This window comes from Shewanella sp. SR43-4, from assembly GCF_014163845.1.
Classification (GTDB): Bacteria; Pseudomonadota; Gammaproteobacteria; order Enterobacterales; family Shewanellaceae; genus Shewanella; species Shewanella vesiculosa.
Genome location: NZ_JACJEB010000005.1, coordinates 147,096 through 159,483 on the forward strand (window position 1 = coordinate 147,096; position 12,388 = coordinate 159,483).

Consider the following 12,388-nt stretch of genomic DNA (forward strand, 5'->3'; position numbering starts at 1 on the left):
CTAATTTGATAGCTTTATTGATTTTAATCACAAACTTAGTTAATTGTTGATGGAAAACCAACCTGCAACTAACAGGTTGGTTTATTTGGTCTGACCACTACTAATTTCGTTGGTAGGTCAGCTCTGTAGTGGATTCAAGTGATGCTTGGATCTCTGCCTCAGTGAATAACAATGGACGTAACTGCTTTTGTGTAGAATACAATTCACTCTGATCAGAAAAGCTCGGGCTTAGTACGTTACTCGATTCCGAATAAGTCAAAATACCTTTTGCTTTAGGACCATCATCAGTAAAGCTGACGGTCATCATCCAACTTGAACCATAACGCACTTGATATCCTTGTGCGGTTAATCCTGATGCTGTCGCTTTACCTGTCACAACATCTAATACTGGTGCGTATTTATGTTGAGGGATTAAGGTGTCATCACCAGATAAGCTGGTTGAAAATACGTTGAATCCCCCCTCAGCATTATGACTACCAGGCCAAGGTAACTTAACCCCAGAAGCACTGCCATCAGGGAGTGACTTTTCAACAAATTGCACGTCCCCTAATGCAGCATCAACAGCAAAGCCTGCCGCTTCGAGATTCAACGCCGCATGGGCTAAAGCCATTAATGCGCTGCCATCAGTATTAAGCTTATTAGGTGTGCTTGCGGCGCTCATATAATCAAACGGCTCAGTTAACATAGTATTTTGATCAAATTGATGGGCAAACTCACGAATTAACGCTCCCCCTTTACTGTCATTATCTTGTTTACCGTTCCAGGCTTTTAATGCTGCACACGATGCTGAGATATCTTTAGACAATGTTGCACTCACCATCACAGGCGTAGAACCTTGTTGATCACATTGGCTAATTAAATCAGTTAACACAATTTCAGCGAGATAGGCGCGGTTAGATAACAAAGCAGCTTCTAATTCGTCAATATTAAATTTCCCGTCATCACCCGCAGCATCATTCATTAAGGTTAACCCCATGCGAGTGCGGAGCGACAATGGGCCTCGTTCTGGTCCGTATAAAGGAGAGAAGTTTTCTAAAGGAGCAGCAAGGTTGGTCGACCAAAATGAGTTATTTGAATTTTGTACAAAGTCACTTCGCTCAAGCTTGGGCGCACGCTCGTAAGGCATAGGCTCGCTAAAACTAAATGCGGAGGTATTACCAGGTAGAATAGTAAATCCCGCCTGTGCTTTAGCCGCAACAATCGCTGGGGTGGTTCTAATAATATCGATCATTAAATCAGAAAAACCCGGCACAGTAGAATCATCAATATAAAATGCATTACCTTCTTTATCGGCATACATGGTGTTATTGAATATTACCCCATCATAATTTTTAAACGCTTGTTGAAATTCATCTTTATTGCTAGCGAGGTTCATGGCTAACCAATGATCAATCGGATCTTTGTTGGCCATATTGGCATCTTGAATAAAGAAAGCTTGGCCATCATCCCACCCAAACGGCGCTAATGTGGGCGGCGCTTCAACCATTGGACCTTTAGCTGTGGTATAAATATCTTTTTCCGCCACCAGCATGCCTGCCGCGCCGCCATTAACTAATATCGAAACCGTTTCTTTGGTGATCGGCAATGGCAAACCGTCATACAAATATTGCAATCTATCACCTGAAACTAACTCAAGGTTATACATTACAAAGTGTTCGGCGGTAGAAAAGGTATGCGTCCAAGCAACATCTTTGTTAAAGCCTATGTTAACCAACCCTGGCATACCGACTAACGAACCGCCCATCACATCCATTTGTCCTGGGATGGTTAAATGTGACTGCCAAAAGCGTAAATTACCAGTATGCGGAAAATGTGGATTACCCAACACCATACCTTTGCCATTTTCGGTTTTGTCTTTGCCTAATCCCCAGCCATTAGATCCCAAATTACGAGGATTCGTTTCTGGAGTGGTAATGTTTGCCGCACGGGCAATTAAAGTGTTGTTCATATCATGTACAAACGCGGTCTGTGCTGCAGACGGTGCCGGCCCCACTATACGCGGTAAATATTCTTGGCCATCACCGGGGTTAGCATAAAAAATCAAATCTAAAAAGTTTGCCGCACCAGGTAATAATGCAATAGAAAATAAATAGCTGGCCACATCAACACCGGTAATGGGTTTAACCCACGGCTGACCGGCGCAAAATGGTTCGCCAGTTTGAGTCCCAGCTTCAATGTCGCTAAGATATTGATTATATCCAGCACTAAACCCTTCCATTAGTGCTCGCGAATTATAACTAAACTGCGAATATTGGTTTTCAGCAAGCTGGCGTATTTTTAACGCTTTATATGCAAAGTCGGAAATGAGGTTACCGTTATCTTCACTGGTCGGAAGACCAGTTGTAAAATCAAGCGATGCATGAGGACCAAAGTACATCGACCGTTCTGAATTGGCTTTGATAAATCCATCCGCCATCACACATAAATTATCCTGGGCTTGGGCATAACCGTTACCGAAACCAAGACTTTCTAAATTGTCAGCGGTAATGTGCGGCACCCCATATTGGGTACGACGAATTTGCGCTTTTAAAGTGCCATTAGGGGCAAAAGCTTGCAGTAGAGGAGCGGCTTCAGGCTCAGGTGTGACTTGAGGAGTTTTACCGTATTGAGTGTCGTCACCGCAACCAACAATAACCACGCTAGATGCGATACCCATGGCGAGTAAGGTTTTATTCAGTTTCATTATTATTATCCTGTTGTATCCCAATGCTAATAGCAAAATGGGTGAGGTACTTAATCCCTTATGCCTCAAATTAAGCTAACAGCACGACCAACATAACCCCAGTTACCTTGATACGAATGCGCCGTAGTTAATTACAACAAAGACATGCATTTCTATTTAAGCAATCATTGTGTCGCGTGTCTACACCTTGACAAAAATAGCCAACCTAATCTTAGAAAGGCACTGAACGCTATATCGCTAACTAAGATATAATTTATGCCCAATAAAAAACGCAACCCAAAAATATTATGATTATCTTTGGGTTGCGTTAGTATGGACATGAGATTAATCGAGCCGTTATTTATTCCACGGATTGTTTGGATCAAATGTCGGCTGAGGCTTATTTTTATTACTACGCTGTGTCGCTGCATCGCTGTCATTTGAACGACTCGATGATGAATATGAAACTGATGACGGAGAAGCATATGAACGACTTTGATTATGCTTCATTTGTTCATAATCGGCGGTTGCTTTGGCTTTCATTTCTGCGACTAACTCAACCGTTAAAGGTTGCGGTTTGCGTGGTAAAATACCGTCAGCAAAGCCACGTTCTCGGGGTTTTAGTTCAAATTGTGCAGAGTTACCTTTTGGCATACGCTTAAAACGATACAAATAAAAATTTTCAACGCGTTCTCTGGCCCATTCGGTTTTTTTAAGAAACTTAACACAAGCTTCTATATTGGGATTAGTGTTGAAACATTCTAAACGCAACGCGGCGTATAAAATTTTCCAATCATAAAATGCCACTAACTCAGAAATCATCGTTTCTGATTTTAAACCGTGAAGTGGATTATTTTGCTGCAGTTCTACCATGTTTTCTCATGACCTCAAAAAGCTGTCTCTACAATCTACATAGTTTACCGTGAAATGACGCTATCGTCTTTATGCATCTTGCATAGTCGCTGATGCGTATTGAAATTAAATGGACTTTCTTACAGATGACGCTTCACTATCACTTATTTCATTATTAAGCGTATAAGCGATAAATAGTGACACCCAAATAAACGACTTTATAAATTAACCAAACATCGCCTCCAAAAGACTCAACAGATACGCTAACTGTTGAGTTATCCGTAGGGGCTAAACATTTCAGTTTATGTGGCGATTTACAGCGGAATTTAGCTTACCAATCAGGTGCCAAGCTAAGTTGCTGAACTAAAGAGCTGAGCTAAAGTGCTAAACTAAAGTGCTGAGGCGCCTATAAAATCTTTTTTCAACGATAACCCATACGATGGCAAAATTAACACTACTCGACATCTCTGGTGTTGGGCATCAAGTTTTGTATTTCCATTGGCCAAGTAAACTTGAAACAAGCGCCCTTTTGCACACTCGTATCTAAGCTAATTTCGCCCCCCATGGCGACCACTATCTTTTTCACAATCGCTAATCCCATGCCACTGCCTTCCACTTCATCTCGAGGTTTTAAGGTGGTGAACATGGTAAATATTTTCTCAGAGAACTCATCAAGTATCCCTGGGCCATCATCTCTAACAACAAATTCATAAAAAGGAGCATTCACCACCATAGATACATATACAGTGCCTTTTCCGGTGTCATGATGTTTAATCGCATTATTAATCAGGTTTCTTATCACTTGCTCAAGTGGCACACTAGCAGTCGTTATGTCGGTTGTCGCGGACTCAAACTCCAGCGAAAAGGCATTTTTGGTATTGCATAAATCAAACACATTTTCGACCACAGACTTTATATTAATTGAATGAATAACATCGCCTTTTTTGCCCGCTCTTGAATAGGAGAGTAAGTCATCTAACAGTTTTTCCATCCGGCTAATACGACCACGCATTAAGCGTAAATGCTCAGCATCTTCATCTTCTAATTTGTCTTTTAAATCTTCTTCTAACCAGCTGGCTAATTGATCAATGCCGCGTAAAGGCGATTTAAGATCATGCGAGGCAACGTAGGCAAAGTTATCCAGTTCGGTATTACTTCTGGAAAGTTCCTCAATGAAATATTTGCGTTCTGAAATATCTTGCATGGTTCCTGCAAGCCTAACGGCTTTACCATTTTCATACTCTATAGTGCCCGCAACCTTGACCCATATGAGCTTATTGGCAGCATTAGTAAAACGCACCTCAACATTCCAATCTTTCCCCATTTCAATGGCTTCTGTAAGGGTTTTGCGGATAATCGGTTGTGAATCTGGCGTATAAAATGCAATTGCTTCGTCTAGAGATAATTTAGAACCCAATGGCAAGCCATGAATACGATAGGTCTCTTCAGAATAAAACAACTCGTTGGTGATTAAATCGAGCTCCCAGCCACCAATGCCAGCCATTTTACTGGTGCGGTCTAAATTTTCGGTGACCTTTTTTAATGCGCTTGCTTCGAGTTCGCTATCCGTTAAATCAACAATAGATGAAAGCAGTTTTTTACCTTTATGCGTTTCAATAGTGCATAACCCAATGGATAACGGGAATATAGTGCCATCTTTGCATAAACCACTAATATAATAGCGTTCGGTATCAATCTCTTCACCCGCGGCAATAAAGAACGATTGTCGCCAGGCTAAATGCTGTTCACGAAAAGACTCAGGCACCAGCATAGCAATATTGTTACCTAAGAGATCGTCTCTTGAATAACCAAACAACCTCTCAGTCTGTTTATTAACTAACTCAATAACGCCATTATAATCAACCAGCAAAACCGCATTGGGTAAGGTATCTACAACCATCTCAAACAAATGCTCTAATTGCCTTCTCAATGTGATGTCAACAATACCGCAAATAGCTTGTAACTCACCCTTATATTCAATAACACTCAAACCTATCTCAAGCGGTACTTCTTTGGCGGTTTTGTGTAAGCCATATAATTCTCGACCGCCGCCCATTAATTTAGTTTCAGGTGCAGAGAAAAACGCTTGCATAAAATTAGGGTGTATATGACAAAACCTTGCCGGTAATAGTACATTCATCGATTGGCCTAACAACTCACCTTGAGAGTAGCCAAAAATACGTTCAACTTGAGTATTGGCGAGGGTGATAATACCTTGTCGATTAACCACCATAATACCATTAGGGGCATGGCTTAATATTGAGTTTAGTTCTTGCTCCATAGTCAAAACAGTATTGAGGTGTTGTTGCTTAGCCTTTAATGCGACTTCATTTTTTGTGTTCTTCAATAGCAGTATTAAAATGCCAATAATGACCCAATACCAAAAAATCACCGTGAGTGTTTTGGTTATTGCTAGGTGATTATTTGCCACCGCAAGCACCACCACTTTTCGCTGTGTATTGGTGCTATCTAAGTAAACATTCTCCTCAGAAAAAAATAAGACCTTAAGCCAACTAAAAAAATCACTGTCATCCTTGGTGAGGTACATACCGTCACCAACATCAGTAAAATCGTCTTCTAGTGTGTATCGTTGACCAATATCAAAGCCAAAGGTTTTCGTCTTATCTGGATGAAGTAAGTAATCACCAGCATCATTGACTAAATAGATATTAATATTTGAGTAAGTGCTGGTGATATCTAGTTGAGAAAATAGTACTTCAGCAGACACATTAATCACGATTTGCCCAATCGATTCTTTTTGCGGTTTCGCTTGAGAAAAAACTAATGTACTCACCCGCATTACCGGTAAGTAAGGGAAGACAAGTGAGCCATTTTCTTGATTGAGATTAAAAGGCGATACGTATACATCACCCTCTTGTAATTTTTGAGCTTCAATAAAATAATCTCTATCACTTTTTTGTTGTAAAGATGAATCAGGTAACGCGATTACGCTACCTTTCATTCGTTCTACTCGAATCGTCTCAAAGCCGGTTTTACTATCAATAAAACGCGCTTGTTCTAGCTCAGGAATACTTTGAATATAATATTTAAATACGTCTTTTAAGTGAGCAATATGGGTATTAAATTGGGCTTGCTGTTCAGTGTCTAATACTGGTTGGTGAGCAAGTGATGCAATGCCTTTTACATCAGGCAGTTTAGATAGGAATAAAGTTTCACGTTTTAAGTTATCTATGTGTTCTCTAAGTATGTCGGCTTTCGCGCGCGCGACGGTATCAATTTCACGCTGTATCGAGCCGACTTCTTGCCAATAAACAAAATGACAAATAATCAGCATTAACACTGCCGCAAATACAAAAGTGATTGCCGATGAATGCGGTTTAATACGATTTAACAAAGGTATTTGCTTTAACATAATTATCTCAATAGTGTTTCATTACCAAATATGCAGTTCACTCACTATATGGCTAAATATTTAGCTTCAAAATCTGCGGCGCAAATCGGTTTAGAATAATAATAACCTTGTATCAAATCGCAGCCTTGAGATTGGCAAAAATCAAGCTGCTCTGCAGTTTCTACCCCTTCGGCAATCACACATAGTCCAAGGTATTTAGCAAAGTTAATCATGGCTTCAAGCACTTTATCTTGGGATTTTTTTTGCTTATAGGCAGCAATAAAACTCTTATCCACTTTTAAAGAATGAATAGGAAACAGGTGTAAATGTTTAATCGATGAATAGCCGGTACCAAAGTCATCCAAAGCTAATTTTACATTTTTTCTGGTCAGCTCATGGAGCCTTTCAACTATGTTTTCAGGGCTATGAATAATCGAGCTTTCAGTAATTTCTAGCTCTAAACAACATGGTGATAATTGACTCGATTCTAAGGCATGAGAAACTAAACTGAGCAATCGCACATCTTGTAATTGTAAGGCAGACAAATTGACCGATATGGTCAGCTCTTCGTCTAAGAGGTTATATTGCAACTGCCATTGCTTTAATTGATTACAAGCCGTTTGTAATACCCACTGACCGATCTCACTAATTAAGTTTAATTCTTCAGCCATATCAAGAAATACGCCTGGCGCTAAAACACCTCGGGTAGGATGATCCCAACGGATCAGTGCCTCAACCCCTTTAACTTTTTTCGTTTTTGTACAAATTTGAGGTTGGTAATAAACTACGAACTGCTCCAATTGCAGCGCATAAGACATTTCTTCTTCAAGAATGGCGTTGCTCTGTGTTTCTTGATGAAGAATATCGGTATACAAACAGAAGTGATTTCGACCGTTCTGCTTAGCTTTATACATGGCAATATCAGCACACTTCATCATTGCTTCAGGTGAAGAGGCAAACTCACCTAACATAGAAATACCAATACTGGCTGTTATCGAAAAAGCCGTATTTCCGACTTGTAAAGGAGGGGTCAATGCATCAATAACTTGAGTGGCAATGGCGAATGTTTGTTGCTCTGAATCAATATTATTCGCCAAAATAACGAATTCGTCACCGCCAAGACGCGCTAAACAATCACCGTCTTTAATTACTGAAGCTAATCTAGTGGCTACGTTTTGTAACAGCTTATCCCCAGTAAAATGGCCTAATGTGTCATTCACTTTTTTAAAATTGTCTAAATCGATAAACAGAAGCGCGATGTTATCACCGGTGAATAAAACTCTAGTACAAGCATCTTTAAGTGTTTTCTCAAAAGTATAACGATTGATTAATTGTGTTAATGAATCTCTATTTGCTAGCCATTCTAATGCGTTATTTTTCTCACGCACTACGCCTTCAAGAAACTGACGATGTTGCGCCTGACGGATAGTTCTCATTAAACGTTCGGAATTGACCTCGGTTTTTAACAGGAAGTCGTGCGCGCCAACATTGAGTGCATTTAATGATAAAATTTCATCTTCATGCTGACTCACCATAATAATCGTTGCGTCTGTTTTTTTTCGCGCTAATAGAACTTTAATTAATGCTAAACCGTCAATATCTGGCAACCGGTAATCAATCAAGAGCACATCAACAATGTTGTTTTCGAACTGAGCGATCCCTTCTGCGCCTGTTTTGGCCTCTATTATAATAATAGGCCGATGACTGGACATTAAAGCACGCCTAATTGATTTCCTATCCACAAGGTCGTCATCGATAATTAACAGCGTGATTGGTAACTCTTGGTTAGCAGCGACGTTATTCATTGTACGGCAACTCCACTACACGCCAATAATGCCCCAACATATCAACAATGTTCAAAAAGGATTCGCCAACTTGTTTTTTGACTATGTATCCAGCAACATTTTTTTTGTAGGCTAACATTTTATCTTGATCGTCACTTGAAGTAGTCAATATAAAGACAACACTTCCGCATAGGTCATCGTCAGCACGGAGTTCTTTCAAAAAGTCGATTCCGCCCATTCGAGGCATATTGATATCAAGTAAAATAATATAAGGTTTGGCAATGGCTTTTTTACGAAGCAGTTCTAGCGCTTCGATACCATCTTTGGCGCGTATGGTGGGATTAGCGATTCTAAGTTTCTTCAGGGCTCTTTCAATACCAAGGACATCTACATCGTCGTCATCAACAATAAATATTGTCACTTGCTTGTGTAGCAGAATGTTCTCGCGCATAAATATTTCATCATCCTTGACATGTTAACCATAATGATTAAGAACTGTTACGGTTCAGTCATCATAAAAATAATCGTAAAATAAAAAAGAGTTAAGATTATAATATTTAAAGTATTTAATGGCCTTATCACGCTGATATCAACACTAAAAATATCTTAATATCAGCGTTTATTTACTGATTGCTTGATACTATCTCACAAACATAATAGTTCAAAAATAAACCACAAATCAATATTAGCTCATCTTAAACAAAATAACCCTACTTAGTCGCATTTTTAATATTTAGCGAGCTAATCGATCATCAACTTAGGCTAACTGATTAAACATGAATGTTAACGATTTACGTCAACAACAACACGGCCGCGAACCTTACCTGCCAATAAGTCACTGGCGACATCAATCGCCTCAATCAAACTGATTTCATGAACTATGTCATCAAAAATGGCAGGATCAAGGATTTCACCAAGACGTTGCCATGCTTCAATACGATCGGCTAACGGTCGCATCACACTGTCAACACCCGCTAACGTCACACAGCGTAAAATGAAAGGCGCGACACTCGCTGGAAAATCCATCCCCTGTGCTAAACCACATGCAGCCACAGTCCCACCATATTTTGTACTGGCACACACATTGGCTAATGTATGACTGCCAACAGAATCTACCGCCCCAGCCCAACGCTCCTTAGCCAAAGGTCGACCAGCTTCTGATAAGCTCGCACGATCAATAATGTCTTTAGCGCCTAACTTTTTCAAATAATCACTTTGATCAACCCGCCCGGTAGATGCCACTACCTGATACCCAAGCTTGGCCAAAATTGCGATAGCAAAACTGCCGACACCGCCATTAGCACCGGTCACTAACACTTCACCCTTATCGGGTGTGACACCATTTTTCTCAAGTGCCATTACACATAACATTGCCGTGTAGCCTGCGGTGCCAATCGCCATGGCTTGCTGCGGGGAAAATGCGCTTGGTAGTGGAATGAGCCATTCACTTTTTAAACGTGCTTTAGTGGCTAAACCACCACAATGGGTTTCACCGACACCAAAACCATTCAATAATACCGTATCACCAGCGGCAAATTTATCACTATCGCTATGTTCGACTACGCCCACTAAATCAATACCAGGCACCATAGGAAATGTTCTCACCACAGGTGCTTTGCCTGTAATAGCGAGGGCATCTTTATAATTAAGCGTGCTATAAAGTACTTTTACCGTTACATCTCCTGCAGGAAGCACATTTTCATCAATGCTTTTCACTGTAGTACGATAACCTTGATCATCTTTTTCAATTAACATGCCATGAAACATTGCCTTCTCCTAATTTAGACTACTCGTCTATTAATGAATACATTTTGAGTGAACTTGTACCAACTTAAAATAGAGTGGCTAAGCTAAAATTACTTGGGTAATGCAGCCATAAAAAGATCGCAGTAATTATCCAGCGGTGTGGCCTGTTGCACCAACTTTGCTCGACTGACAGCCCCTTCCCAACCGACCCAAAAGTTTTCAGCTAAAAGTTGACAGTTTGCACTTTCTGCCAGCTCTCCATGTAATTGCGCCTCTTTAAGACACCGAGCTAGACAGTCTTGCCAACTCACCAATATCTCAATAATTTGCGGCCTAAAACTTTCTGGTAATACGCCAACTTCTTGCCCTAAGTTACCCACTAGACAACCACGCTTAAATTCATAACGGATCATGCCTGCTTTGGCATTGTCGACAAAATTCCTAATTCGCCTTAGTGGCAAAAATGATTCGTCCAGTAAATGAATTTCCAGCTTATGTAAAAAATAGTCGGCATAATTTTTCAATACCGCCTGACCAAATGCTTCTTTACTAGCAAAATAATGATAGAAGGAGCCTTTGGGGACGCCCACTTTTTTTAAAATCGGTTCAATACCCGATGAGGCAAAGCCTTGTTCTGTCAGTTGTTCGAGACCACTTCGAATAAGCTCAGCCCGTGTATCTGGATTATCACGCGACACTTTAGGAGGCCTTCCACGACGTGGTTTCTGGCTTGGACTTATATCTGCACTCATTATTATATCTAAGCTTAAATTGTTCATAACAATCATATTAGACCGAACGTCTAATTAAATACAATATTATTGTGTTTAAGCGCAACCTGGATCTCACATTCTTCAAATATCAACGCTATCACTGGGGCAACTTATGTTAATAATACATCAGATAAATGCCTAAGCCTGACTAAACTGAATAAGAATTTTAGATTGTTTAACAAGGTGATACTGGCAAAATTAGGTACTAGTAACCTCGATAAAATGTATCCACTACTTTACATAATCAACTCAACCCCAATTGCAAACCGAGCTGTTAACGCTAAAAGTGGCTTTGCGATACAAACTGTCAACCACAAAAATAATTTGAACAAAAACCATTTGAACTGTAATTATTAACAAGGTGAACTAATCGATAAATCCGCTGCGCGAACGTGCATATTGAATCGAGTAATTGATTAGTTAATCGCGCTATAACATAACGAGTCACTTTAACTGATATGAGAAATCATAGTCGGCAATAACAATAATGTTATAGCTTTACCATTTATCCTAACCCTCTATATGCATCAATAAAAAGTGTGTAAATCAATAAAACATAATGAAAAGTCTATTTACTTGTTACACATTAACTATCGAAAACAAACATAAGATGCTGAAATAAAATATAAAAATAATTATTCGATTAATATTTCGATGATTAAACACCCTATCAAAGACTCTGATATGCCAATCAAATGGCCCTAAAACAACAAAACTGATCCTACATATAAATAAAAAATATAATTTACAACAATTTATATTCTCATGAGAGTATTCAGCTACATGATTGAATAATAACAATCGTAAAAAAGCCCTCTCCAGCTCATCAAGTATGGCCCTGTCAGCTCAAATAGCATGGCCAATAACAGCATGCACAGTCGAGATAAAACCCTTTAAAGTAGCCTTATCCGATAATCAATTGGAAATTTGACGTCTAATCATGCTATTATGATTAGACCACTAACTATCTTGGTGGTTTTTTATTGTTAAATTTAAATCCTTAAACAATAAACCGATTAGCTCTAACCCAGGAGGACATTATGTCAACAGGCACTTTAAGCGAAGAAAATCTCATTACGAATATGTGGAACACAGTGACGTTAAAGCTGAAAGAAGCTTCGCAATTATTATGTTTGTGCGCTCTTTTAAGCACCTATCTCTTTGTTATGTTGAAACCTGAAGGGATTCAAAATCACAAAGCGTTGGGAGGCAAATAATT

At 39.6% G+C, this 12,388-nt stretch carries 8 protein-coding genes; 1 reads left to right on the top strand and 7 read right to left on the bottom strand.

All coding sequences use genetic code 11. The features are described from left to right. Window positions 1-100 precede the first annotated feature (100 nt). From H5123_RS07335 to H5123_RS07365, 7 genes are all read right to left on the bottom strand, one after another. Window positions 101-2,683 (bottom strand): acylase, encoded by a 2,583-nt coding sequence (locus H5123_RS07335; RefSeq protein WP_182697527.1) that lies wholly within the window; start codon window positions 2,681-2,683, stop codon window positions 101-103. A gap of 336 nt (window positions 2,684-3,019) precedes the next feature. Further along, window positions 3,020-3,535: a VF530 family protein gene (locus H5123_RS07340; protein ID WP_124015512.1), complete on the bottom strand. Its 516-nt coding sequence runs from the start codon at window positions 3,533-3,535 to the stop codon at window positions 3,020-3,022. Between the two features lie 433 nt (window positions 3,536-3,968). Beyond that, window positions 3,969-6,887 (bottom strand): PAS domain S-box protein, encoded by a 2,919-nt coding sequence (locus H5123_RS07345; RefSeq protein ID WP_182697528.1) that lies wholly within the window; start codon window positions 6,885-6,887, stop codon window positions 3,969-3,971. Between the two features lie 44 nt (window positions 6,888-6,931). Beyond that, window positions 6,932-8,671, bottom strand: coding sequence for a bifunctional diguanylate cyclase/phosphodiesterase (locus H5123_RS07350; RefSeq protein ID WP_182697529.1), 1,740 nt, complete (start codon window positions 8,669-8,671; stop codon window positions 6,932-6,934). Further along, the gene (locus H5123_RS07355; RefSeq protein WP_124015509.1) at window positions 8,664-9,101 is read right to left on the bottom strand and encodes a response regulator; all 438 of its coding nucleotides are present in this window, start codon (window positions 9,099-9,101) and stop codon (window positions 8,664-8,666) included. Before H5123_RS07355 ends, H5123_RS07350 begins: the two co-directional genes overlap by 8 nt. A gap of 332 nt (window positions 9,102-9,433) precedes the next feature. After that, a complete protein-coding gene (locus tag H5123_RS07360; RefSeq protein ID WP_182697530.1) occupies window positions 9,434-10,417 on the bottom strand; it encodes an MDR family oxidoreductase in 984 nt (327 codons plus the stop codon). 89 nt (window positions 10,418-10,506) lie between these two features. Then, window positions 10,507-11,148, bottom strand: coding sequence for a TetR/AcrR family transcriptional regulator (locus tag H5123_RS07365; RefSeq protein WP_259395604.1), 642 nt, complete (start codon window positions 11,146-11,148; stop codon window positions 10,507-10,509). Between the two features lie 1,061 nt (window positions 11,149-12,209). Here H5123_RS07365 and H5123_RS07370 point away from each other — a divergent pair. Then, window positions 12,210-12,386, top strand: coding sequence for a hypothetical protein (locus H5123_RS07370; protein WP_165870053.1), 177 nt, complete (start codon window positions 12,210-12,212; stop codon window positions 12,384-12,386). Window positions 12,387-12,388: the final 2 nt, after the last annotated feature.

Excerpts from the sequence above, each read along its gene's own strand:
- H5123_RS07355 (WP_124015509.1), bottom strand. The coding sequence starts at position 9,101 with ATGCGCGAGAACATTCTGCTACACAAGCAAGTGACAATATTTATTGTT.
- H5123_RS07365 (WP_259395604.1), bottom strand. The coding sequence starts at position 11,148 with ATGAGTGCAGATATAAGTCCAAGCCAGAAACCACGTCGTGGAAGGCCT.
- H5123_RS07340 (WP_124015512.1), bottom strand. The coding sequence starts at position 3,535 with ATGGTAGAACTGCAGCAAAATAATCCACTTCACGGTTTAAAATCAGAA.
- H5123_RS07360 (WP_182697530.1), bottom strand. The coding sequence starts at position 10,417 with ATGTTTCATGGCATGTTAATTGAAAAAGATGATCAAGGTTATCGTACT.
- H5123_RS07350 (WP_182697529.1), bottom strand. The coding sequence starts at position 8,671 with ATGAATAACGTCGCTGCTAACCAAGAGTTACCAATCACGCTGTTAATT.
- H5123_RS07370 (WP_165870053.1), top strand. The coding sequence starts at position 12,210 with ATGTCAACAGGCACTTTAAGCGAAGAAAATCTCATTACGAATATGTGG.
- H5123_RS07345 (WP_182697528.1), bottom strand. The coding sequence starts at position 6,887 with ATGTTAAAGCAAATACCTTTGTTAAATCGTATTAAACCGCATTCATCG.
- H5123_RS07335 (WP_182697527.1), bottom strand. The coding sequence starts at position 2,683 with ATGAAACTGAATAAAACCTTACTCGCCATGGGTATCGCATCTAGCGTG.